This is a genomic window from Methylobacterium nigriterrae, from assembly GCF_037106235.1.
Taxonomy (GTDB): Bacteria; Pseudomonadota; Alphaproteobacteria; order Rhizobiales; family Beijerinckiaceae; genus Methylobacterium; species Methylobacterium nigriterrae.
This window is the reverse complement of sequence record NZ_JBAWTG010000004.1, coordinates 13,924-37,789: the sequence shown is the minus strand read 5'-3', so window position 1 is coordinate 37,789 and position 23,866 is coordinate 13,924. Positions and strand designations below refer to the sequence as shown.

The window sequence follows — 23,866 nt, the reverse complement described above, 5'->3', positions numbered from 1 at the left end:
TGAGGAGCCGCAGCGGAGCGGAGGCCTCGAAGGAGGGTTCCAGGGAGCACAGGGGCCGCCGGAGGCCTCCTTCGAGGCCGCTGGCGCGGCGCCTCAGGATGAGGGCGAGGGCGGGACCCCGCACCAACACCCAAGGGATCGAGCGGACCCCGTATCACGCGTGGCGGCCGCGGCCTCGGGGCCGGGTCGCGGCCCTCGAGGCCGCGACCGCGATTGACCCGGCTCCTGGCCTCCTGTTTGCTCCGCACGGGGCAGTGCGCCCTCGCGGCCCGCCCCTCACGAGTTCGGACCCATGCCCGTCATCGACCGCATCGCCGCCTTCGCGGACGAGATCACCGCGTGGCGCCGCGATCTCCACGCCCATCCGGAGCTGCTCTTCGACGTGGAGCGCACCGCCGGCTTCGTCGCCGGCAAGCTCCGGGATTTCGGCTGCGACGCGGTCGCCACGGGCATCGGCCGCACCGGCGTCGTGGGCCTGATCCGGGGGCGGGGCCATGCCTCGAACCGGGCGATCGGGCTTCGCGCCGACATGGACGCGCTGCCGATCCGGGAGGCGCGGGATCTCCCCCACCGCTCGACGGTGCTGGGGAGGATGCACGCCTGCGGCCATGACGGGCACACCGCCATGCTGCTCGGGGCCGCCAGGTACCTCGCCGAGACCCGCGACTTCGACGGCACAGCCGTGATGATCTTCCAGCCGGCCGAGGAGGGTGGCGGCGGCGGCGAGGCGATGGTCAATGACGGGCTGATGGAGCGCTTCGGCATCGAGAGCGTCTACGGCCTGCACAACGTACCGGGCCTGCCGATCGGCCGGTTCGCGATCCGCCCCGGCCCGATCATGGCCTCGACCGACCGCTTCACCATCACGATCCGCGGCCGCGGCGGCCACGCGGCGCTGCCGCAACTCGCCGTCGACACCGTGCTGGTGGCGAGCCATGTCATCGTGGCGCTGCAATCGGTCGTCTCCCGCTCGGTCGACCCGCTGCATTCGGCCGTGGTCTCGGTCTGCGCGCTGGAGGCGGGCGAGGCCTTCAACGTGCTGCCCGACCGCGTCACCCTGCGGGGCACCATGCGGGCGCTCTCGGGGGAGGTGCGGGAGGCCATGAAGGCGCGCATCGACGCGATCGTCACCGACGTCGCCCGCGCCTTCGGGGCCTCGGGCGCGATCGAGTTCGGCGGCAGCTATCCGGTCACCGAGAACCACCCGGCCGAGGCCACCTTCATGGCGGACGTGGCGGCGGGCCTCGTCGGGGAGGCGCAGGTCGAGCGCAACGTCGCGCCGCTGATGGCGGCCGAGGACTTCTCTTACATGCTGGCCCACCGGCCCGGCGCCTACATCTTCATGGGCAACGGCGACAGCGCCGGCCTGCACCATCCCGAATACGACTTCAACGACGAGGCCGCCCCCTACGGCGCCTCCCTGTGGGCCCGCCTGATCGAGACCGGGCTGCCGATGGCGGGGTGAGAGCGGGAACGCGCCTCGGCGCGACGCGGCGCGCGTCCCCGCCCGGACGGGCTTGGCGACCACCACAACGCGGCGTGCGAGATCGGCACGGATCCGATCCGGCACCCGGCGGAGCGGTCCGTCCGACCCTTGACCTCATCCTGAGGCGCCGCGTCAGCGGCCTCGAAGGAGGCCTCCAGGACCCGCAGACGCCTGGCGGGATCCTTCGAGGCCTCCGCTGCGCTGCGGCGCCTCAGGATGAGGTCGCGGGCGGGACCAGGATCCGGATCGGGCCCCGGGGGGTCGCAGCCCGCACAGGAGAGAGGCGAAACGCGCCCGATTCCGCGACGTCGGGCCGGTTGCGGGCATCGCTCGGTGAGCCCGCGAGCCCGCGGCGGGAGCGCCCCCGCAGCCCTCACTGCCCGTACCGGGCCTTCAGCAGCGCGTAGACGAGGCGGGCGGTCTGGACCTCGCCGCCCTCGGGGCGGCCGGGCTTCGTCGACGGATTCCAGCCGTAGAGATCGAAATGAACGTGGGCCCGGGTCTCCGGCGCGAAGCGGCGCAGGAACAGGGCCGCGGTGATCGCCCCCGCGAAGGGGCCGCCCGAGACGTTGTTGAGGTCGGCGACCTTCGAATCGAGCAGGCTCGCGTAGGGCGCGTGCAGCGGCATCCGCCAGACCGGGTCGAGCGCGGCATCGCCCGCCGCCGCGACCTCGAGGGCGAGCGCCTCGTCCTCGGTGAAGAAGGCGGGCAGGTCGGGCCCGAGCGCCACCCGGGCGGCGCCCGTCAGCGTCGCGAAGTCGACGATGAGGTCGGGCGCCGCGGCATCCGCGAGCGCGAGGGCGTCGGCCAGGATCAGGCGGCCCTCGGCATCGGTGTTGCCGATCTCGACGCTGAGCCCGGCGCGGCTCGCCAGCACGTCGCCGGGGCGGAAGGCGTTGCCCGAGACGGCGTTCTCCACGGCCGGGATCAGCACGCGCAGGCGCAGCCGGAGCCGGGCGCCCATCACCATGTCGGCGGCGGCGAGCGCGGCGGCGGCCCCGCCCATGTCCTTCTTCATGAGGAGCATGCCGGCGGCCGGCTTGATGTCGAGGCCGCCCGTGTCGAAGGCGACGCCCTTGCCGACGAGCACGATGGCGGGCGCGTCGGCCTCGCCCCAGCTCAGGTCGATCAGCCGCGGCGCCCGGTCCGAGGCGGCGCCGACCGCGTGGACGAGGGGGAAGTCGCGCGCGAGCGCCTCGCCGCCGATGACGGCGATCTCCGCCCCGTGGCGCGCCGCGAGCGCGCGGGCCGCATCCTCGATCTCGGCGGGCCCGAGGTCGTTGGCGGGCGTGTTGACGAGGTCGCGCCCCAGCGCGACCGCGCCGGCGATCCGGGCGATCTCGTCGGCATCGACGTCGTCGGGCGCGACGAGGCGCGGGCGCTCGGCGGACGCCGAGCGGTAGCGCCCGAAGCGGTAGCTGCCGAGGAGCCAGGCCAGGGCGGCCTGCGCGGGATCGACCGCGTCGCCGGCGAGGCGGTAAGCGCCGGGCGGGAGCAGCCCCGGCAGCTTGCCCGGCAGGAGCCGGTCGTAGGACGCGGCGCCCGTGTCGCCGAGGCCGAACAGCGCGCAGGCGAGCGTCCCGTCCGGCCCCGGCAGCAGGGCGAGGCGGCCGGCCTTGGGGGCAAAGTCGATCGCCCGCGCATAGGCCGCCTGCGGTCCGCTCAGGGACGCCTCGACCTCCGGCCAGTCGGTGCTGCCGACGCAGCGGATCGGGACGGCGGCGGTTCCGGCGGGCAGGAAGTCCGGCGCGGGATCGGGGGCGGGCTGGGTCATGGGATTGGCCGGCTCATGGGACTGGCTGGGTTATGGGACTGGCTGGGTTATGGGATTTTCTGGACCACGGGGCGTGCCGGATGGCGGACGGCCCGGCCGGGGCCGGCGTACCGGGCCGTACCTTAACCGCGGGTTAGGGTTAACGCTCTATCACCGGAGGGTCGGACCCGTGAAGCGCGGGGCCGCCAACCTGTCCGGAGCGTAGGATGATCACGGTGCGATCGCAGGCCCCCGAGATCCCCGAGCGCGGCAGGCCCTGCGGCCAGGGCCGCCGGGCACGGCTCGCCGCCACCGCCGTCCTCGTGCTCCTGGCGGCGGGATGCCAGTCGCGCTCGCCCGAGACCACGGGCTCGATCGGCTCCGGCCTGTCGGCCCTCGGCTTCGGCGGGGGCACGAGCGGGCCCCGCACGATCAGCCGCCGCGAGGTCGACGCGCTCGGCGCGAAATACACGTCGGATCCCAACGATCTCGGCACCGCCATGCGGTATGCCCAGGGCCTGCGGGCGACGGAACAGACCACCCAGGCGGTCGCGGTGCTCCAGCAGGCGGCCCTGCGCAACCCGAAGAACAGCGCGGTGCTCGCCGCCTACGGCAAGGCCCTGGCCGAGGTCGGCCGCCTGCAGGAGGCGGCCGAGGTGCTGCAGAACGCCCATACCCCGGCCCAGCCCGACTGGCGCGTCCTCTCGGCGCAAGGCTCGGTGGCCGACCAGCTCGGCGACCACGCCCGCGCCCAGGCCTTCTACGATGCCGCCCTCAAGATCCGGCCGGACGAGCCGACGATCCTGTCGAATCTCGGCCTGTCCTACGCGCTCGCCCGCCGCCTCGACCAGGCCGAGAGCACCCTGCGGCGCGCCGTCGGGCAGCCGGGTGCCGACGCGCGCGTGCGCCAGAACCTCGCCCTCGTGCTCGGCCTGAAGGGCCGCTTCCCGGAGGCCGAGGCGACGCTGCGCGAGGTGCTGCCGCCGGAGGAGGCCGCCGCCAACGCCGCCGCCCTGCGCGCGCTCGTCGCTCAGCCGAACAGCTGGAAGGCGATCCAGGCGGCCGACAAGACCGCCCGCAAGGCCAACCCGCCGCGGGGATGAGGCCCGGTCCCGCGGGCCGCGGCGACCGGGGCCGGCGCCCGCCCCATGAGCCCGCCCCATGAGCCTGCCCCATGAACAGATCCGATCAATCCCTTCGGGCTCGCGGATCCGGGCTTCGCGTCACATGCCGCGCGGGCTTGCCGACACGCGCTCCGCTCCGAGCGAGCGGAGCGCGTGTCAGCGCATGATCTGGATGATCGCCGGCGTCAGGATGACGACGAAGAGGACCGGCAGGAAGAACAGGATCATCGGCACCGTCAGCTTCGGCGGCAGCGCGGCGGCCTTCTTCTCGGCCTCGTTCAGGCGGTGGTCGCGGCTCTCCTGCGAGAGGACCCGCAGCGCCTGCCCGACCGGGGTGCCGTAGCGCTCCGCCTGGATCAGCGCGGTCGTCACGGCCTTCACAGGCTCCAGCCCGATGCGGCTCGCGAGGTTCTCGTAGGCCATGCGGCGGTCCGGCAAGTAGGAGAGCTCAGCCGTCATCAGGGCGAGTTCCTCGGCGAGCACCACCGACTGCGGCGCGATCTCGGTGCTGACCCGCCGGAAGGCGTTCTCCACCGCCATGCCGGATTCCACGCAGATCAGGCTGAGGTCGAGGGCGTCCGGCCAGGCGAGCCTGACCTCGGCCTGGCGCTTCTTGGACTTGTTGATGAGGTACAGCTCGGGCAGCTTGATGCCGAGATAGGCCGCGAAGATCACGGCGCCGAGCCGGATCGTCAGGGGCTGGTCGAGCACTTCGAGGACGAAGACGTAGAAGGCCGCAGCGACCGTCAGGGCGATTGGCATGACGAGGCGGAAGAACAGGAACCCGGTCTCGGCGCCGGTCCCGCGGTAGCCCGCCATCAGCAGGTGGCGCTTGGCGGTCTCCGTGCCGAGCCAGCGGTTGAGGTCGAACCGCTCGACCACCCGCTTCATGTAGGCCTTCGGCTCGGAGCGCAGCGTGACCTTGTTGGCGAGCCGGTCGCGCTCGCGCCGGCGCATCGCCTCGCGCTCGTCGCTGACGAGCTTCATGCGCTTGCCGAGCCGGTCGGGCTCGAGGAGCGGCTGCAGCACCGCGACGGCGGTGGCCGCCACCGCGACGCCGGTGAGCGCCACGCCGAGCAGGCGCGTATCCATCAGCTTCTCGAGGATCATGCCGCGCGCCTCCCGGGACCCCGCCGCCGTCTGGCGCGGGGCCGATCCCGTCAGATCTTGAAGTTGATCATCTTCTTCATGGTGAAGACGCCGAGCATCATCCACACGGCCGAGCCCGCCAGGGCGAGCTTGCCCGTATCGGTGGTCCAGAGCAGCGAGATGTATTCGGGGCTCGTCAGGTAGGTGATCATCGTCACCACGAAGGGCAGGGCCGCGATGATGCCGCCGGAAGCCTTGGCTTCCATGCTCATCGCCTGGACCTTGCCGGCCATCTTCCGGCGCTCGCGCAGGATGCGCGACAGGTTGCTCAGCGCCTCCGACAGGTTGCCGCCCGATTGCTGCTGGATGCTGATCACGATGGCGAAGAAGTTCACCTCGGGCACCGGGACGCGGTCGTGCAGGCGCGCGATCGACTCGGTGAGGGACAGGCCGAGCGTCTGGGTCTCGATCACGGTCTTGAACTCGCCGCGCACCGGCTCCTCGGCCTCGCGCGAGACGATGCGGAAGCAGTCGCTGACGGGGATGCCGGTCCGGATGCCGCGCACGATGACGTCCACGGCGTTCGGCAGTTCGAGGATGAACTTCTTGATGCGGCGCTTGCGCAGCCAGGCAAGCAGCCAGAGCGGCAGCCCGAGCCCGCCCGCGAAGGCCCCACCGGCGCCCGCGACGGGGCTCTCCGTCAGCGCCAGCACGACGAACCCGAGCAGAACCGCGAGGATCGCCGAGACGAGATAGTAGGTCTGCTTCGTCCAGCTCAGCCCGGCGCGGGCGATCTTGAGCTCCAGCGAGACCTTCCGGCCCTTCGCCTTCGCGTCGATCTCGTTGAGGGTCTTGGCCACCTGCTCGCGGCGATTGACCGCGACGCCGCGGGTGGCGGCGGCCGAGACCGAGGCGCTGACCGCCTTGAGGCGCTGGGCCGCCCGGCGCTCGCCCGAGACCAGCGGCAGCACGACCGCGTAGGCGACCGCCCCCGCGGCGACGGCGCAGAGGCCGGCGGCGAGCGGCAGGTTGAGCGCGCCCATCAGACCTCCGGCCCGGTCAGGGCGGCGGCGGCGTCGAGGGCGGCGGCGAGCGCGCGGTCCTCGCCGTAATAGCGGGCGCGCTCCCAGAATTTCGGCCGGCCGACGCCCGTCGAGCGGTGGCGTCCGATCAGCTTGCCGTGCGCGTCCTCGCCGAGCACGTCGTAGAGCATCAGGTCCTGGGTGGTGATGACCTCGCCCTCCATCCCGAGCACCTCGGTGATGTGGGTGATGCGGCGGGAGCCGTCGCGCAGGCGGGTCGCCTGGATGATGACGTCGATCGAGCCGCAGATCATCTCGCGCAGCGTCTTCGAGGGCAGCGTGAAGCCCCCCATGGTGATCATCGACTCGATGCGCGACAGGCACTCGCGCGGGGAGTTGGCGTGCAGCGTCCCCATCGAGCCGTCGTGGCCCGTGTTCATGGCCTGCAGGAGGTCGAAGGCCTCCGGTCCGCGCACCTCGCCGACGATGATCCGCTCGGGCCGCATGCGCAGGCAGTTCTTGACGAGGTCGCGCATGGTGACCTGGCCCTGGCCCTCCATGTTGGGCGGCCGCGTCTCCAGGCGGACCACGTGGGGCTGCTGCAGCTGCAGCTCGGCCGCGTCCTCGCAGGTGATCACCCGCTCGTCGTGCTCGATGAAGGCGGTCAGGCAGTTGAGCAGCGTCGTCTTGCCGGAGCCCGTGCCGCCCGAGATGACGAGGTTGCAGCGGACCTTGCCGATGATCTTCAGGACCTCGGCCCCCTCCGGCGAGATCGCGCCGAAGCGCACGAGCTGGTCGAGGGTGAGCTTGTCCTTCTTGAACTTGCGGATCGTCAGCGCCGGCCCGTCGATGGCGAGCGGGGGCGCGATCACGTTGACGCGCGAGCCGTCCGGCAGGCGCGCGTCGCAGATCGGCGAGGCCTCGTCCACGCGCCGGCCGACCTGGCTCACGATGCGCTGGCAGATGTTCATCAACTGCTGGTTGTCGCGGAAGCGCACGTTGGTCAGCTGGATCTTGCCGCTCACCTCGATGAAGGTGCGGTTGGCGCCGTTGACCATGATGTCGGCAATGTCGTCGCGCGCGAGCAGCGGCTCGAGCGGGCCGTAGCCCAGCACGTCGTTGCAGATGTCGTCGAGCAGTTCCTCCTGCTCGGCGATCGACAGGACGATGTTCTTGAGGGCGATGATCTCCGAGACGATGTCGCGGATCTCCTCGCGCGCGGTGTCGGCGTCGAGGCGGGCGAGTTGGGCGAGGTCGATGGCCTCGATCAGCGCGCCGAAGATCATGCTCTTCGTGCGGTAGTAATCCTCCGAGCGCTGCGCCTCCTGGGCGAGGATGATCGGCTCGACGCGCCTGGGCGCCGCGCTCTCTTGCAGGACCATCGGCGCCGCGGATTTGGCCGGCGCCGGGGCGGGCGGCGGGGTGGGGCCGGCCGGAGCGGTCGCCTGCCGTCTACCGAACATGGACCGCCTCCTGCAGGGGCCGCCGCGCGGGCAGGAGCCGTGCCGCCGACATGCGTGCCGTCGACATGGCTCAGGACGCCTTGCGGCGCGCGAGCCTGGCGCGCAGAGGCTCGAGGAAGGGCTCGAGCAGGGTGCCGCGCGCCCTGCGCGTCTCGGGCCGGCCGAGCAGGGCGGCCGCGAGGTCGGAGAAGATCTCGGCGGCTTTGGCGCCGGGCTGGATCTCGGCGATCATCTGCCCGTTATTGGCCGCCGCGCCGAACAGGGCGGGCTCGAAGGGCAGGCTCGCGAACAGCGGCGCCTCCAGCGCCTTGGCGAAATCCGCGGCCCCGATCTCCGGGCGCTTGGGCACGCCGACGCCGTTGAGGATGATGCGGGGACGCCGGTCGTTCGGCCGCCCGGCCTGCAGCGCCGTGAACAGGTTCTTGGCGTTGCGCAGGGAGGCGAGGTCGGGCCCCGCCACGATCAGGATCTCGTCGGCGCCGACCAGCACGCGCTTCGTCCAGGCCGACCATTGATGGGGCACGTCGAGCACGATGCAGGGCACGGCGGCGCGCAGGTGGTCGACGAGCCCGTCGAAGGCGGCCTCCGAGACGTCGATCGTCCGGTCGAGGCTGGCGGGCGCGGAGAGCAGCGAGAGGTTGTCGCTGCACTTCGAGAGCAGGCGCTCCACGAGGGCCGCGTCGAGACGCTCGGGCGCGAAGACCGCCTCGGCGATGCCCTGCGGCGGGTCCTGGTTGAAGTTGAGGCTCGCGGTGCCGTGGGCGATGTCGAGATCGGCGATCACCGTCTGGGTGCCCTGGCCGCGGGCGATCGACCAGGCGAGGTTGTGGGCCACCGTCGAGGCGCCGATGCCGCCCCTGACGCCGAACACCGCGATCGTGCGGCCGACTGGCTTGACGCCCGGGGCCGTGAACAGGTCCGAGAGGGCGACGATCAGGCTGAGCGGCTCCACCGGAGCGATCAGGTAGTCGCTGACGCCGCGCTGGATGAACTGGCGGTAGAGCGAGACGTCGTTGACGTGGCCGATCACGATCACCTTGGTGCCGGGATCGCAGACCTCCGCGAGGGCGTCGAGGCACTCGAGCGGCTTGGCCTTGGCGCCCTGCGTCTCGATGATGACGACGTTGGGCGTCGGCGCGTGGCGATAGGCCTCGACCGCGGCCGGGCCGCCGCCCATCTGCACCTTGATGTGCGCCTTCTGCATCCGCCGGTCGTCGCCGGCGGCCTCGATCAGGCCGGCCGTCTCCGCGGTCTCGCAGAATGCCTGGATCGTGATCCGCGGCACCGGGGCGATGATGCGCTCTGGCGTCTCGGGGAGGTCCGACATGACGGGCTTTCCGGCTCGGGGCTGGGGAATCGGCGGTCGCGGGGGGGGCGGCAGGGCGGCCTTAATTGGCGACCTGGCTCTTGACGCTCGTCTGTCCATCCTGCCGCCACGCGGTTGACGGATCCTTGCCTTCGCGCAGCTTCCCGATGTCCTGGGTGCGGCGGACGGTGTCGATCCGGCCCTCGGGGCGGCCGCGCACGAGGTCGACCGGATCGGCGACCTGGGCGGCGACCGTCTTCTGCATGGAGCAGCCGAGGTTCCAGTAGGGCTCGTTGCGCATGTTGAAGACGGGATCGCCGACGCCGAGATCCTGCGGCCAGAGCCCGCACTGGCTCGTGACCTTCGCCTCCATCCGCTGGAAGCTGAGGCGGATCGGCGCGGCGAGCGCCGGGTTCGCCACCGGGTAGCCCGAGACGACGACGTCGCGGGCCGAGAGCCCGCCCTCGGCGCCGATCCGGCGGATCGCGGCAGCGCTCCGCTCGACCGCGGCGCCGAGCCCCGGCGCCACCCCGCGGGGCAGCTCCACGAGGAGCGCGCCGCGGCCGTAGCGGCGGTATTCGAGCAGGAAGGCGTCGATGTCGGCGGTCTGGCGCGGGTCGACGTGCCCGCTGCCGTTCACGAAGACGTCGAGGCTGCGGGTCCCGTCCGCCAGCACGATCGGGTGCCGCGCGCGGTAATCGGTCGGGTAGACCGAGCCGGTCGTGACGGGCCCGGAATGGCAGGCCCCGAGGAGCGCGGCGACGAGCGACATGGCCGCGAGGGCGGCGGCTTGCCGGGCGCGGACGGGCCGGAGGGAGGCGGGCGGGTTCATCGGTCGCGAATCCTGTGGTCGTCCGGGCGGGCGGCGACGGCTGGGGCGAGCTGTCGCCGGGTCCTTGTCGGTCGGGGCTAGTCGGTGATGAAGCCGACGCGGCCGCGGTAGCGGGCGCCGAGCGGCGGCGCGCCGGCGACGCCGTAGAGGCGGTTGATCTGCCCGAGCAGGACCCCTTGCGCGTCCGTCGCGTCGACGAAGCCGTCGTCGGGCCGCGAGACCTGGGCCGATTCCATCGGCTTGGCGATGTAGGGGGTCACCAGGATCATCAGCTCGGTCTCCTGGCGCTGGTAGTCCCGCGAGCGGAACAGGGCGCCGAGGATCGGCAGGTTGAGGAGGCCGGGCAGGCCGCTGATCGCCGCCTTGTTGACCTGCTGGATCAGGCCCGCCGTCATCATCACGCTGCCGGAGGGGAGCTCCACCGTCGTCTCGGACCGGCGCACCTTGGTGCCCGGCACCGCGACCGTCTGCGTGCCGACCGCGTAGTTGAAGCTGTTCTGCGGGTCGATCTCGGTGACGTCGGTGCCGACCCGGATCGAGATCCGGTTGTCGGCCAGGACCACGGGCGTGAACGAGAGCGACACGCCGTAGGTCTTGAAGGTGATGCCCGGCGTGCAGATCACGGCGGTGCCGCAGGAGGCCGAGGCGGGGACCGGGATCTCGCCGCCCGCCGTGAACTTGGCCGATTCCCCCGAGATCGCAGTCAAGGTCGGCTCGGCCAGGATGCGCGATACGCCGGCCTGCTCGAAGGCCTTGAGGGTGGCCTGGAGCGAGAAGCCGCCGGCCTGTATCGAGCCCTGAAGCAGGTTGCCGGCCGGCGTCGTCCCGCCGGTTATCGGGAAGGGCAGGGAATTCGCGAAGTCGTACGGTAGGCGCCCGGTGTCCTTGTTGACGATGCTGTTCACCGGGTTGAATGCCGACCAGTTGCCGCTCGTGTTGATGCCGAACTGCTTGATGATCGAGCGGGCGACCTCGACCACGGTGACGCGCAGCATCACCTGGTCCTTGTTGCGGATCGTCAGGTTGTTGATCACCGCGCCGCGCGTCCCGGCCGCGGCGCCGCCGGCTCCGCCGGCTCCGCCGACGCCCACGAAGGCGTTGGCGATGTCGACCGCCTGGGCGGCTTCCGAGGACGAGTTCACCGAGCCCGAGAGCAGCACCGAATCGCCGTTCGAGCGGATGTCGAAGCGGCCGTTCGGGATCGTCTGGATCAGGGTCTGGCGCAGGATGTTGAGGTTGAGGTCGCGCGCCACCGTGACGTCGAGGGCGGCGATCTGGTTGCCGCCGGCATCCATGATGAAGATCGACGTGGTGCCGTTCTCCATGCCGATGACGAAGACCTTGCGGGTGGAGCGCACCACCGCGTTGGCGACCTTCGGGTTGGCGACGAAGACCTCCTTGGCGTCGGTCGGCAGGTCGACGATGACGGAGCGCCCGGCGGTCAGCTCGATCTTGCGCGAGGCCGAGGCCTCGGCCCTCCCGACCGTCAGGACGGGCGCCGCGGTGAGCGCGGGATCGGCGCGGCCCGGCGCCGGCGCGGCACGGGCGCCGGGCGCCGCCGCCGCGAGGCTGGCCGCGACGGCGAGGGCGGCCGCGCGGTTGCGCAGGGTCTGGGTCATCGCGGAAGCCTTCCCGGGGCCGGCGGACGGTGCGCGCGTCATCGCGTCGTCTGCTGCTTGGAGACGCCGAAGCGCACGACGGTGAGGCCGGCATCGGCCTGGGGCTTGGCCTCGGGCTCGGTGACGCGGCCCGAATCGGCGAGGCTGCGCAGCGCCAGCGAGAGCGAGCCGACCTTCTGGGCGAGCGTGATGGTCTCGGCCTGGGACGGCGTCAGGGCGAGCGTCGCGGTCTCGCCCGTGACGACGTTGGTGCCGTTCTTCTCCTGGATCAGCTGGCCGACCGCGAGGACGCGCACGTCCTGCAGGATGATCTGCGAGACCTGGACGTCGCTGCCGGAACTGCGCGAGCTCTCCTCGTCGCGGTAGGTCCGGATCACATCGACGCGATCGTTGGGCAGGATGAAGCCGCCCGCCGAGTTCGTGCCGCGGCTGTCCGTGACGATCGCGACCGCGCGCATGCCGGCGGGCAGGATCGCCGACATGAAGCCGCTGCCGGGGCGGGCAAGCTTCTGCTGGCGGATCGGCTCGCCGGCCAGGAAGGCGCCGCGGATCACGGAGCCCGCCGCCTCCTCGAGCCCCTTCGGCGCCGTGTTGCGGGTGATGTAGCCGGCCGCGACCGCGTCCGCGGGCCATTTCTGCCAGCGCAGGTCCGCCGCTTGCAGGGTCTGGCCCATCGGCAGCTCGGCGGCCGCGACCAGCACCTCGGAGAGCGGCACGGGCGGCGGTGGCGGCTCCGCCTTGGCGACGGCGGCCGGCGGCGGATCCTCTCCGCTCATCAGGAAGGCGGCCCCGCCGCCCGCGACGAGGGCGATGGCGAGGACGGCAAGACGGGCTGGTTTCATCGTCGGGCCGGGAACACGCGACGGCGGATGCCGTCAGTCCGGTCAGACTTGCAGGAAATTCGTCAAATTACGGTTAAGGAGACGTGACCGTCGCGCCGGCCCCGGATGCCGGGAACGGCACAGGCGTACGAAGGCCCCGTCAGCCGGCCACGGCGCGCGACCAGATCAGCGTGTCGGGCAGCACGATCAGGGCGGCGGCGGCGAGCGCGATGCCGTAGGGCACGCCCGTCTTGCGGTCGTGCAGGTGCAGGGCGAAGGGCAGCCGGGCGACCGCGCCGGGCAGGGGCTGGGCGCGGGCGGCGAGCAGCGCCAGCGTGAGCGCTCCGCCCGCGATCGAGGCGACGAGCGCGTAATCCATCAGCCCGTCGAAGCCGAGCCAGAGGGCGGTCGCGGCGGCGAGCTTCGCGTCGCCCCCGCCGATGACGCCGAACGCGAACAGCGCGAAGGTGACGGCGAGCACGAGGGCGCCCGCACCGAGATGCGCGCCGATCTCGGGCCAGGTCAGGATGCCGGTGGCGGCGACGGCCGCGAAGGCGGCCGTGAGGGCGAGCGAGATCCGGTTCGGGATCAGCATCGTCAGGAGATCGTTGGCTGCGGCGTAGGCCATCAGGAACGGGAAGACGATCTGGAGACCGAGCGTTGCCATGACGTCGCGCCTGCGAGCAGTGACGGTTGGGAGGGCGCCCGGCCGGAGGGGCCGGGTCGACCATCGCGCGGCGTTCCCGGCCGCGGGTCCCGGGTGGCGGCACGAGGCGAGGGCTGGGGGAAAGCCCGCCGCCTCGTGCAAGCCCGCCTCGAAGACGGATCAGTTCAGGTTTCCGGAGATCGCCGTGAACTTGGCGTTGAGCTTGGTGCCGATCGCGCTGAGCGTGCCGATGATGACGACGGCGATGAGGGCGGCGATCATGCCGTACTCGATCGCGGTGGCGCCCGACTCGTCGGAGGCGAAACGCTTGAAGACGTTCTTCATGGTTGAGTTCCTTGATCTAACGACTTGCGAAGTGACCGTCGAAGATCTGTGTTATCTCGATCGGCGGCAGGGCCGAGATTGACGCGGTGCGCCTTGCGATTGCGTTAAATCCGATCGAGAAACGGCCGGGCGCCGGCCCGTCTCGATTTGTGGTGAAGGAAGCGTAATCGGCAGTACGGAGCCGGGCGGCCGAGCCGCTTTCCGCCGAAACGCGAGGCCGGCCCGGGATTTGCGGCCTCGGCCGGAGGCCCGGCCGCCTGCCGGCGGTGCCGCTTCGGGGGCTTTGTGGCCCGCGCTTAGCGCTTCATTCACCAATCCGGTGTTTCGTCGTGCCATGCGGCAGGGCGCGCGAGCGCCCGCGCCGCCCGAATCACCCGCGCGAGCGCCTCCAGCCGTCCGAGTTGCCATCCGATGCGCTGCATGACCCTTCCCCGGCCGACCCGCGTCAGGATCGCCCTCGGGCTCGCGGCCGGCCTCCTGCTCGCGGGCGCCGCCCGGGCCGAGACGGAATCCGCAATCGTCACGGTGCTCGTCGACAACGCCAAGGTGATGCGCCTGCCGGAGCGGACCCAGACGGTGATCGTCGGCAACCCGATCATCGCCGACGTGACGCTGCAGAAGAACGGCGTCCTCGTGCTCACCGGCAAGAGCTTCGGCTCGACGAACCTGATCGCCCTCGACGCGGGCGGCCAGATGCTCGCCGAGTCGATGATCCGGGTCGAGGCGCCGCAGGCGGCCGTGATCACGGTCCAGCGCGGGCTCGAGCGCGAATCCTATTCCTGCACGCCGAACTGCCAGCCCTCCGTCCAGCTCGGCGATTCGTCGAAATATTTCGGCGACGTCAGCGGGCAGGCCGACGCGCGGCGCAAGATGGCGGTCGGCGGGACCGAGCGCTGAGCCCGAGCGCGGCCGGACGCGCCGCCTCAGATCGTCTGGTTGTAGGCCCCGACCTCGCCGTTCTCCCGCAGCACGGCGTCCACCGCCTTGAACATGGCGTGCAGGCGCTCCTCGGAGACGGGGCTCTCCACCACGACCACCAGTTCGGGCTTGTTCGACGAGGCGCGCACGAGCCCCCAGGTGCCGTCCTCGGTGGCGACCCGTACCCCGTTGACCGTGACGAGCTCGGTGATCCGCGCGCCCGCCACCGGCTCGCCGGCCTCCTTCATGGCCCGGAAGCGCGCCGTGACCCGCTCGACGACGCCGTACTTCGCCTCGTCGGCGCAATGGGGCGACATGGTCGGCGAGCCCCAGGTCCTGGGCAGGGCGCGGTAGAGGTCGGCCATCGACCGGCCCGGGTTGCGGTCGAGCATCTCGATCACGGCGATCGCGGTCAGCAGGCCGTCGTCGTAGCCGCGCCCGATCGGCTCGTTGAAGAAGAAGTGCCCGGACTTCTCGAAGCCCGCCAGCGCGCCGAGCTCGTTGACGCGGCGCTTGATGTAGGAATGCCCGGTCTTCCAGTAATCGGTCCGGATCGCCTGCGCCTGCAGCTCGGGATCGGTGTGGTAGAGGCCGGTCGACTTCACGTCGACCACGAAGGTCGAGCCCGGATGCAGGCGGCCGAGGTCGCGGGCCAGCATCACCCCGATCTTGTCGGCGAAGATCTCCTCGCCCTCGTCGTCGACCACGCCGCAGCGGTCGCCGTCGCCGTCGAAGCCGAGGCCGACATCGGCGCCGGTCTCCCGCACCTTCGCCGCGATGGCATGGAGCATCTCCATGTCCTCGGGGTTCGGGTTGTAGCGCGGGAAGGAATGGTCGGGCTCGACGTCGAGGGGGATGACCTCGACGCCGAGGCTCTCGAGGAGCTTCGGCGCGAAGGCGCCCGCCGTGCCGTTGCCGCAGGCGGCCACGACCTTGAGCTTGCGCGAGACGGGCTTGGCCCGCGCCTGCAGGTCCCGCAGGTAGGTCTCGGCGAATCCCTCGACGAACTCGTAATTGCCGCCGTCCCGGTAGTGATAGGTGCCGCCGAGCACGATCTCCCTGAGGCGGCCCATCTCGTCGGGGCCGAAGGTCATGGGGCGGTTGGCGCCCATCTTCACGCCGGTCCAGCCGTTGTCGTTGTGGGAGGCCGTCACCATCGCCACGCAGGGGCAGTCGAGAGCGAACTGGCCGAAATAGGCCATCGGCGAGAGGGCAAGCCCGATATCCTTCACCCGCAGGCCGGCGGCCATCATGCCGGCGACGAGGGCGAGCTTGATCGAGGAGGAGTAGGAGCGGAAGTCGTGGCCCGTCACGATGTCGGGGCGCACCCCCATCTCGTGCACGAGCGTGCCGATGCCGAGCCCCAGCGCCTGCACGCCCATCAGGTTGATCTCGGCCGGAAACAGCCAGCGGGCGTCGTACTCGCGGAAGCCCGTGGGCTTGACCAGCGGCAGCTGCTCGAACGCGAAGGTGTTGGGCGCGAGCGCAGGCTGGGGCTTGGGGAACATCGCGGGCCCTCGGCGGCTGGGACGGGGAGATCGTCCGGGGCATAGCCGAAGGGCGGGCAAAGGAAAAGCTGCGCCGCGGCGGCGGACGCCACCGCGGCGGCGGGCGTGCCTCAGGCCGCGCGGATCCGCTCCAGGAAGGTGTCGACCTGCTGCTTCAGGGCGAGCGACTGGGCCGACAGGTCCTGCGCCGACCCCAGGACCTGGGCGGCGGCGGTGCCGGTCTCGCCCGCCGAGGCCGAAACCTGGGCGATGTTGCTCGACACGTCCCGCGTGCCGCGGGCCGCCTCGCCGACGTTGCGGGCGATCTCGTTGGTGGTCGCGGTCTGCTCCACGATCGTCGCGGCGATCACGCCCGAGATCTCGTTCACGGACACGATGGTGCGGCCGATCTGGCGGATCGCGCCGGCCGCGCTGCCGGACGCGGCCTGGATCGCCGCGATCTTCGAGCCGATCTCGTCCGTCGCGCGGGCGGTCTGGGCGGCGAGCTCCTTCACCTCGCTCGCCACCACGGCGAAGCCGCGGCCCGCCTCGCCGGCGCGGGCGGCCTCGATGGTGGCGTTGAGCGCCAGCAGGTTCGTCTGGGCGGCGATCGCCGAGATCATGGTCACGGCGGTGCCGATCTCCTCGGCGGCGCGGGTCAGATCGTCCATCGAGCCGCTCGTCGCTTCCGCCTCGCGCAGGGCCGCACCCGCAACCTCGGCGGAGCGGGCGACGCTGCGCTCGATCTCGCCGAGCGAGGCCACCATCTCCTCGGTCGCCGCGGCGACGGTCTGGACATTCGAGGAGGTCTGCTCGGCGGCCGCGCTCGAGGCGACGGCGCGCCGGTTGGTGTCCTGCGCGACCCCGGTCATGGAATGGGCCGTGGCGTCGAGCTCGTTGGCCGCCGAGGTGACGATGTGCAGGGAACCGGTGACGCCCAGCTCGAAGTCGCGCACGAGCGCGTCGACCCGGGCGACCCGGCGCTCGCGGGCGGATTGCTCCTCGACCTGACGCGCCTCCAGCTCGGCGCGCGCCGCCGCGTTCTCGCGGAAGACCTCGACCGCCTTGGCCATCTCGCCCATCTCGTCGACGGCGTCCCGCGAGGGCACCGCCACGGCGAGGTCGCCGTTCGCGAGCTGCGCCATCGCGGCGGTCATCCCGCGCACGGGTCGGATGATGCTGCGGGCGATCAGCATCGCCAGGAGGCCGCCGAGCCCGAGCGCCAGCGCGACGAGCGCGATCAGCGTCGTGCGCGTCGCCGAGACGGTGCCGTCAGTCTCCACATGGAACTCGGCGACGGTGCGCTCGATCGAGGCCTGGGCATCGGCGCCCGCCTTCGCGATGGTCTCGAGCCTCGGCGTGAAGCCGGTTCTGAAGAGCTCGGCGCTCGCCGTCATCGCGGCCGCCGTGGCCTCGAAATTCGCGCGGTAGAACGCCAGGGCATCCCGCGTCGCCGCGATCGTCTTGGCGTGCCGGCCGCGGGCATCGAGATCCGCCAAGGCCTTGAGAGCGGCCTCCGCCTTGCCGGCATTCGCCACGAAGGTGGCGGGCCCCTTCGGATCCTGCGTCGCCAGGAAGCGCCAATTGGAGACGCGCACCAGAAGAACCGCCGCCTCGACGGCATGGGCGGAGGCGGTGGCGCCGTCGTCGCCGTCCGTCCCGACGTCCGCGACGAGGGCGCCCGTCGCCTTCGTCAGCCCGTCGCCGCCGGTGAAGAGCTTCGCCCGGCTGTCGCGAATGGCGTCGCCGAGCTTGACGAGACCGTCGATATCCGCCTGGATGTCGCGCCCGGCCCGGGCGACGGTCCCATAATAGACGCGGCGGTCCTCGGCCGTCGCCTGCGTCACGAGCTTAGCCGCCCGCTCGGCGACGCTGACCGCGCTCTGGCGCATCGCCTCCACCTTGTCCTGCGCCTGGCCGTTCCTGTACTCGGCGGCCAAGCCGTTGAGGCGCTCCGCGTAGCGGTTCACCCTGGCCATCTCGGCCGTGCTGTTCTGGACGTGGATCAGCCGCTTGTACTGATCGACCAACACGTTCGACTGGTAGTAGCTGATGCCGCCGATGAGAGCGGAAATTGCGATGAGTGCCGCGAATCCTCCGAAGAGGCGTGTGCGGATACCGGTTTTCATGGACACATCCCTTCCCGCGAAACTGACAGCTTCCGGACCTGTGCGGCACCGTCGATCTCGAAGAAATTCTAGTGATCATGTCTAAATATAAGTTAAATTTATTTTAAATTGATGAGTCCTGATTATATCACTTTGAGTTGTATACTTTGACAGATCTGCACGAATGCTGACGTGGAGCCTCTCATCGAACGCGCGGCGCCCGCCGCGCCGGGAGGCCCTCCGGTGGCCGGACGCGTTGCGGCAGGCTCTCAGGCCGAGACCCGCTTGGCCGATCGGTCATTTGCATCCGCGCCCCCGAGCCTGTATGGAGCCCCCGCGCCCGCCAGACACCCTTGGAGGCACGGGCGCGTGGGATCGGTTCGGGGCCGTCCGTTTCGGGCGGCCTTTGGCGTTTCCCGCCTCTCCACAACGATTAAGGATCACGCCATGAGCGCCGTTAAGCCGCTTGAGGCCGTGGCACGCGACCGGGTCGGCAAGGGGGCCGCCCGGGCCGTTCGTCGCCAGGGCCAGATTCCCGCCGTCATCTACGGCGGAGGTCAGGCCCCGCAGGCCATCGCCATCGACCTCATCCGCACCCGCACCCTGATCTACGCCGGCGGCTTCAAGACCACCGTGTTCGAGATCGACGCGGGCGGCCGCAAGACCCGCGTGATCCCGCGCGACTTCCAGCTCGACCCGGTCTCGGGCGTGCCGATCCACGTCGACTTCCTGCGCGTCGTCGCCGGCCAGGCCATCGCCGTCGAGGTGCCGGTGCACTTCCTGAACGAGGACAAGGCGCCCGGCATCAAGCAGAAGGGCGGCACCCTCAACATCGTGCTGCACACGCTCTCGGTCGAGGTCGCCCCCGACGCGATTCCCGACGCGATCGAGATCGACCTCAGCGGCCGTGACATCGGCGACACGATCCACATCACGGACGTGAAGCTGCCCGCCGGCGTGACCTACACGGGCGAGGCGACCGACACGGTGGCCAACATCGTGCCGCCGACGGTGCTCGGCGCCGAGGTCGAGGCCGAGGAGGCCGCGATCGCCGAGGCCGCCAGCGCCGAGTCCGCCGCCGAGAAGGCGGAAGGCGAGGGCGAGGCCGGCGAGGACAAGACGGAGGCGTGAGGCCGGGGCCGTCGGCCCCCCTCACCGGACCTTCGGGAGGATGCCCCGGCCGCAAGGCCGGGGCGTTCGCGTTTCGGGATGGCCTGATCCATGCGCCTGTTCGTCGGCCTCGGAAATCCCGGTCCGCGCTACGCGCGCAACCGGCACAATATCGGCTTCATGGGCATCGACGCGATCGCCCGCCGGCACCGGGCAAGCCCGTTCCGCCGCAAGTTCCAGGGCGAGACGGCCGAGGTGGTGCTCGGCTCCGAGCGCGCCATCCTGCTGAAGCCCCAGACCTTCATGAACGAGTCGGGCCGCTCGGTCGCGGAAGCCCAGCGCTTCTACAAGATCGCGCTCGCGGACGTGATCGTGCTGCACGACGAGCTCGACCTCGCCCCCGCCAAGCTCCGGGTGAAGCTCGGCGGCGGCAATGCCGGGCATAACGGCCTGCGCTCGATCACGGCCCAGTGCGGCAACGACTATCGCCGCGTGCGCCTCGGCATCGGGCATCCCGGCGACAAGGCCATGGTGCACGCCTACGTGCTCAACGATTTCGGCAAGGCCGAGGAGCCCTGGGTGGAGGATCTCTGCGGGGCGCTCGCCGACCACGCGGACCTGCTCGCGGCGGGCGAGGATGCGAGCTTCCAGAACAAGGTCCATCTCGCCATGGCGGGACGCGGCTGGGACGAGGTGAAGGCGCTCGGGGCGCGAAATTGACACGAGAACACGGGAACACGATATCGGATGCCGGAGACCGGCGATGAAGAACGTCACCGTGACGATGGACGAGGACCTGCTCGTGTGGGCGCGCGTCGAGGCGGCCAAGCAGGGACAGAGCCTCTCGCGCTTCGTCGCCCAGACCCTCGCCGAGCGGCGCAGCCCCGATATCGCGGCGCGGCTCGCCGCGCTCGACACGTTCCTGGATGGCCCCGGCTGGCCCGGAATCGCCGAGAACCTGCCCAAGCGCGACGATCTCTATGACCGGCCGGCTCTTCTTCGACACGAACCTGATCGTCTACGCGATGGATCCGCGGGATCCGGCGCGGAGGGAACGCAGTGCGGCGCTGATCCGGGAAGCGCTGTCGCGCCGCCGCCTCGTCGTAAGCCCGCAGATTCTTAACGAGTGCTACAGGGTGCTGGCCCACAAGCGCAGGTTCGCTCCGCCCGCGGAGGTCGAGCGCTATCTCTCCATTTTCCACGCCGCCTGCACGGCGCCGCTCGACGTGTGGACACACCGCGCGGCGATCGCGATCGAGACGCGCCATCGGCTCGCATGGTGGGACAGCGTGGCGGTCGCCTCGGCGCTGCAGGCGCGCTGCGCACACTTCGTCTCCGAGGACCTCAGCGATGGGCAGGTCGTCGAGACCCTGACCGTCGTCAACCCCTTCACACCCCACGCCCGCGCCACCCTCGCGCTCAACTGACGGATCCGGACCATGGGCTTCAAATGCGGCATCGTCGGCCTGCCGAACGTCGGCAAGTCGACCCTCTTCAACGCGCTCACGCAGACGGCCGCCGCGCAGGCGGCGAACTATCCCTTCTGCACGATCGAGCCGAACGTGGGCGAGGTGGCGGTGCCGGATCCCCGCCTCGATGACCTCGCGAAGATCGCCGCCTCCAAGGAGATCATCCCGACGCGGCTGACCTTCGTGGACATCGCGGGCCTGGTGCGCGGCGCCTCGAAGGGGGAGGGGCTCGGCAACCAGTTCCTGGCCAACATCCGCGAGGTCGACGCCATCGCGCACGTGGTCCGCTGCTTCACGGACGGCGACGTCACCCATGTCGAGGGCAAGGTCGACCCGGAAGCCGACATCGAGACGATCGAGACCGAGCTGATGCTCGCCGACCTCGAGAGCCTCGAGAAGCGCGTCGTGGCGCTCGAGAAGAAGGCCAAGGGCTCCGACAAGGAGGCGCGTGAGTTCCTCGACCTCGTCAACCGGGCGCTGCCGCTGCTGCGCGAGGGCAAGCCCGCCCGCCTCGTCGAGCGGAAGGCCGAGGAGGAGCGCCTGTTCCAGCAGCTCGGCCTGATGACGGCAAAGCCCGTCCTCTACGTCTGCAACGTCGACGAGGGCGACGCCGACCGGGGCAACGCCCAGTCCGACGCCGTGATGGCCCGTGCCAGGCAGGAAGGCGCGGTGGCGGTGGTGGTCTCGGCCAAGATCGAGAGCGAGATCGCCGTGATGCCGCAGGCCGACCAGGCCGAGTTCCTGGAGGCCGTCGGCCTGACCGAGCCCGGCCTCAACCGGGTGATCCGGGCGGGCTACGACCTTCTCGGCCTCATCACCTACTTCACGGTCGGGCCGAAGGAAGCCCGCGCCTGGACCATCACCAGGGGCACGCGGGCCCCCGCCGCCGCCGGCGTGATCCACACGGATTTCGAGAAGGGATTCATCCGGGCCGAGACCATCGCGTTCGCCGATTACACGGCGCTCAGGGGCGAGGCCGGGGCGCGGGACGCCGGCAAGCTCCGGCTCGAGGGCAAGGAATACCTCGTGCAGGACGGCGACGTGCTGCATTTCCGCTTCGCCAATTGAGGCGCCGATGTCCGGCATCCGCTTCGAGGACCTTTCCAAGGGCCAGGTGATCGGGAGCGACCCGCTCGCGGTGACGCGCGAGGACATCGTCGCCTTCGCGCGGGCCTACGATCCCCAGCCCTTCCACCTCGACGAGGCGGCCGCGCGCGAGACCTTCGTGGGCACCCTGATCGCGTCGGGCTGGCACACGGCGGCGCTGGCGATGCGCCTCCTGCAGGCGAGCGTCTTCCGGGGCGGCTCCTCGATGGGCTCGCCCGGCATCACCGAACTGCGCTGGGTCAGGCCGGTGCTGCCGGGCGACGCGCTGCGCCTCTCGGTCAAGGTCGAGGATTGCCGGCGCTCCACCTCGAAGCCCGACCGCGGCTTCGTGCGCCTGGCCATGGCGGTGCTGAACCAGCGCGGCGAGACCGTGATGAGTCAGGGCTGCACGGTGATGCTGCCCCGGCGCGGCGCGGAGAGCCCGCCGCCGCGGCCGGTCGCCCTCGCCGAGCCGGTGCCGGCCGCCGAGCCCGAGGATGCCGAGATCCTGCCGTTCCTGTCGCGGGCCGAGATCGGTGCGACGCGGGAGCTCGGCGCCCACGCCTTCACGGCCGACGCGATCGTGGCCTTCGCGCGGGCCTACGACCCGCAGGTGTTCCACCTCGACCCGGCCGCCGCCCGCGAGACCCATTTCGGCGGCCTCTGCGCCTCGGGCTGGCACACGGCCGCGATCTGGATGCGGCGCATGCTGGCGACCCGCGCCCGGGACGCGGCCCTCACGGCGCGCTCCGGCCCCGTGCCGGCGAGCGGGCCCTCGCCGGGCTTCCGCGACCTGCGCTGGCTGAAGCCGGTCTACGCGGGCGACACGATCGCCTATGCCACGACGCTGATCGACAGGCGCGCCTCCGCGACGCGTCCCGGCTGGGGCCTCTCGACGAGCCGCAACACCGGCCGCAACCAGCACGGCGAGCCGGTCTTCGAATTCACGAGCTCGGTGTTCTGGCAATGGGCGGCGTGAGGCGCCGGATGTCCTGAACGCTGCGCGCCCGGCGCCTCACGCCGCCCTGCGCCGCTCCGGATAGAGCGCGAGCAGACCCTCGCGGCTCGGCTCGGCGACGCCGCGCTCGGTGATGATGCCGGTGACGAGGCGGGCGGGCGTCACGTCGAAGGCGGGGTTCGCCACGGGGCTGCCGGGCGAGACCACCTCGACGGTCGCGAAGCCGCCATCGGCCAGCCGCCCGGTGAGGTGGCTGACCTCGCGCCCGTCCCGCTCCTCGATCGGGATCTCGGCGACGCCGTCCGAGAGCGCCCAATCGATCGTCGAGAAGGGGAGCGCCGCGTAGAAGGGCACGGCATTGTCGTGCGCCGCCAGCGCCTTCAGGTAGGTGCCGATCTTGTTGCAGACGTCGCCGGTCGCGGTGGTCCGGTCCGAGCCCACGATGCAGACGTCGATGCCGCCGTGCTGCATCAGGTGGCCGCCCGCATTGTCGGCGATGACCGTGTGGGGCACGCCGTGCGCGTTCAGCTCGAAGGCGGTCAGCGCCGCGCCCTGGTTGCGGGGCCGCGTCTCGTCGACGAAGACGTGCAGCGGCACGCCCGCGTCGTGCGCCATGTAGATCGGTGCGAGCGCCGTGCCCCAGTCGACGGTGGCGAGCCAGCCGGCGTTGCAGTGGGTCAGCACGTTGATCGGCCGGCCCCTCTCGCGGGCGAGCTCGGCGAGGATGCGCCCGCCATGCGATCCGATCGCCCGGCAGCTCGCGACGTCCTCCTCGGCGATGCGTCCGGCCTCCGCGAAGGCCTGCGCGAAGCGCTCGTGGCTCTGCACCTGCCGGAGGTTGGCGGCGACCCGGTCGAGCGCCCAGCGCAGGTTGATCGCGGTGGGGCGGGTCGCCGCGAGGATCCCGACCGCCCGGTCGAGCCCGTCGTTCGAGGCATCCTCCCGCATCGCCAGCGCCAGCCCGTAGGCTCCCGTGACGCCGATCAGCGGCGCACCCCGCACCACCATGGTGCGGATTGCCCGGGCGGCGTCCGCGAGGGTGGCGAGGCGCTGCACCTCGAAGGCGAAGGGCAGGCGGGTCTGGTCGATCACCTCGACGCCGACGCCGTCGCGGGCCGGCCAGATGGTGCGGTAGGGCTTGCCGTCGATCCTCATGGGGCCCGGTCTCGCATATCCGGGCCGAAATTGCACCCTCCGGGCCGTCGCGGCCTCACCCTTGCGCGC

General features: G+C 71.4%; 22 protein-coding genes. 9 read left to right on the top strand and 13 right to left on the bottom strand.

Going from position 1 to position 23,866, the window contains the following annotated elements:
- Positions 1-292: 292 nt before the first annotated feature.
- Positions 293-1,465, top strand: coding sequence for a M20 aminoacylase family protein (locus tag WDW90_RS04270; protein WP_336486040.1), 1,173 nt, complete (start codon positions 293-295; stop codon positions 1,463-1,465).
- 394 nt (positions 1,466-1,859) lie between these two features.
- Here WDW90_RS04270 and WDW90_RS04265 read toward each other — a convergent pair whose 3' ends face one another.
- A complete protein-coding gene (locus tag WDW90_RS04265; protein WP_336486039.1) occupies positions 1,860-3,260 on the bottom strand; it encodes a leucyl aminopeptidase family protein in 1,401 nt (466 codons plus the stop codon).
- A 206-nt stretch (positions 3,261-3,466) separates the two neighbouring features.
- On the opposite strand from WDW90_RS04265, the gene WDW90_RS04260 reads away from it, so the two are divergent.
- Positions 3,467-4,342 (top strand): tetratricopeptide repeat protein, encoded by an 876-nt coding sequence (locus tag WDW90_RS04260; protein ID WP_336486038.1) that lies wholly within the window; start codon positions 3,467-3,469, stop codon positions 4,340-4,342.
- 177 nt (positions 4,343-4,519) lie between these two features.
- Here WDW90_RS04260 and WDW90_RS04255 read toward each other — a convergent pair whose 3' ends face one another.
- From WDW90_RS04255 to WDW90_RS04215, 9 genes are all read right to left on the bottom strand, one after another.
- Complete coding sequence (locus WDW90_RS04255; RefSeq protein ID WP_336486037.1) at positions 4,520-5,473, bottom strand: type II secretion system F family protein; 954 nt, start codon at positions 5,471-5,473, stop codon at positions 4,520-4,522.
- A gap of 50 nt (positions 5,474-5,523) precedes the next feature.
- Entirely contained in the window at positions 5,524-6,495 is a 972-nt protein-coding gene (locus WDW90_RS04250) for a type II secretion system F family protein (RefSeq protein WP_336486036.1), read from the bottom strand.
- A complete protein-coding gene (locus WDW90_RS04245; protein ID WP_336486034.1) occupies positions 6,495-7,937 on the bottom strand; it encodes a TadA family conjugal transfer-associated ATPase in 1,443 nt (480 codons plus the stop codon). The genes WDW90_RS04250 and WDW90_RS04245 overlap by 1 nt, the downstream gene beginning before the upstream one ends.
- A gap of 70 nt (positions 7,938-8,007) precedes the next feature.
- Complete coding sequence (locus tag WDW90_RS04240) at positions 8,008-9,264, bottom strand: CpaE/TadZ family protein (RefSeq protein ID WP_336486032.1); 1,257 nt, start codon at positions 9,262-9,264, stop codon at positions 8,008-8,010.
- Positions 9,265-9,325: 61 nt separating this feature from the next.
- Positions 9,326-10,075, bottom strand: a complete 750-nt coding sequence (locus tag WDW90_RS04235; RefSeq protein WP_336486031.1) for a CpaD family pilus assembly protein — start codon at positions 10,073-10,075, stop codon at positions 9,326-9,328.
- Between the two features lie 77 nt (positions 10,076-10,152).
- Positions 10,153-11,694 carry a type II and III secretion system protein family protein gene (locus WDW90_RS04230; RefSeq protein WP_336486030.1) on the bottom strand — a complete coding sequence of 514 codons (1,542 nt, stop codon included), beginning with the start codon at positions 11,692-11,694 and terminating at the stop codon, positions 10,153-10,155.
- Between the two features lie 38 nt (positions 11,695-11,732).
- Positions 11,733-12,536, bottom strand: a complete 804-nt coding sequence (cpaB, locus tag WDW90_RS04225) for a Flp pilus assembly protein CpaB (RefSeq protein WP_336486029.1) — start codon at positions 12,534-12,536, stop codon at positions 11,733-11,735.
- A 139-nt stretch (positions 12,537-12,675) separates the two neighbouring features.
- Positions 12,676-13,182, bottom strand: a complete 507-nt coding sequence (locus WDW90_RS04220; RefSeq protein ID WP_336486028.1) for an A24 family peptidase — start codon at positions 13,180-13,182, stop codon at positions 12,676-12,678.
- A gap of 159 nt (positions 13,183-13,341) precedes the next feature.
- Positions 13,342-13,506, bottom strand: a complete 165-nt coding sequence (locus WDW90_RS04215) for a Flp family type IVb pilin (RefSeq protein WP_336486027.1) — start codon at positions 13,504-13,506, stop codon at positions 13,342-13,344.
- A 420-nt stretch (positions 13,507-13,926) separates the two neighbouring features.
- Here WDW90_RS04215 and WDW90_RS04210 point away from each other — a divergent pair, with 420 nt between their 5' ends.
- Entirely contained in the window at positions 13,927-14,403 is a 477-nt protein-coding gene (locus WDW90_RS04210; RefSeq protein ID WP_336486026.1) for a pilus assembly protein N-terminal domain-containing protein, read from the top strand.
- Positions 14,404-14,429: 26 nt separating this feature from the next.
- Here the strand turns inward: WDW90_RS04210 and WDW90_RS04205 are convergent, their stop codons facing one another.
- On the bottom strand, positions 14,430-15,932 hold the full coding sequence (locus WDW90_RS04205) for a phosphomannomutase/phosphoglucomutase (RefSeq protein ID WP_336486025.1): 1,503 nt from the start codon (positions 15,930-15,932) through the stop codon (positions 14,430-14,432).
- 110 nt (positions 15,933-16,042) lie between these two features.
- Positions 16,043-18,040 (bottom strand): methyl-accepting chemotaxis protein, encoded by a 1,998-nt coding sequence (locus tag WDW90_RS04200; RefSeq protein ID WP_336486023.1) that lies wholly within the window; start codon positions 18,038-18,040, stop codon positions 16,043-16,045.
- A gap of 426 nt (positions 18,041-18,466) precedes the next feature.
- Between WDW90_RS04200 and WDW90_RS04195 the strand changes: the two genes are divergently transcribed.
- From WDW90_RS04195 to WDW90_RS04170, 6 genes are all read left to right on the top strand, one after another.
- Complete coding sequence (locus WDW90_RS04195; protein WP_336486022.1) at positions 18,467-19,150, top strand: 50S ribosomal protein L25/general stress protein Ctc; 684 nt, start codon at positions 18,467-18,469, stop codon at positions 19,148-19,150.
- Between the two features lie 90 nt (positions 19,151-19,240).
- Positions 19,241-19,849 (top strand): aminoacyl-tRNA hydrolase, encoded by a 609-nt coding sequence (gene pth / locus WDW90_RS04190; protein ID WP_336486021.1) that lies wholly within the window; start codon positions 19,241-19,243, stop codon positions 19,847-19,849.
- A gap of 43 nt (positions 19,850-19,892) precedes the next feature.
- On the top strand, positions 19,893-20,252 hold the full coding sequence (locus WDW90_RS04185; RefSeq protein WP_336486020.1) for a hypothetical protein: 360 nt from the start codon (positions 19,893-19,895) through the stop codon (positions 20,250-20,252).
- Positions 20,155-20,556, top strand: coding sequence for a PIN domain-containing protein (locus WDW90_RS04180; RefSeq protein ID WP_336486018.1), 402 nt, complete (start codon positions 20,155-20,157; stop codon positions 20,554-20,556). The genes WDW90_RS04185 and WDW90_RS04180 overlap by 98 nt, the downstream gene beginning before the upstream one ends.
- A gap of 12 nt (positions 20,557-20,568) precedes the next feature.
- A complete protein-coding gene (ychF, locus tag WDW90_RS04175; protein ID WP_336486017.1) occupies positions 20,569-21,666 on the top strand; it encodes a redox-regulated ATPase YchF in 1,098 nt (365 codons plus the stop codon).
- Between the two features lie 7 nt (positions 21,667-21,673).
- The gene (locus tag WDW90_RS04170; protein WP_336486016.1) at positions 21,674-22,663 is read left to right on the top strand and encodes a MaoC family dehydratase; all 990 of its coding nucleotides are present in this window, start codon (positions 21,674-21,676) and stop codon (positions 22,661-22,663) included.
- Between the two features lie 36 nt (positions 22,664-22,699).
- On the opposite strand, the gene mtnA is transcribed toward WDW90_RS04170, so the two are convergent.
- Positions 22,700-23,797, bottom strand: coding sequence for an S-methyl-5-thioribose-1-phosphate isomerase (mtnA, locus tag WDW90_RS04165; protein WP_336486015.1), 1,098 nt, complete (start codon positions 23,795-23,797; stop codon positions 22,700-22,702).
- Positions 23,798-23,866 lie beyond the last annotated feature (69 nt).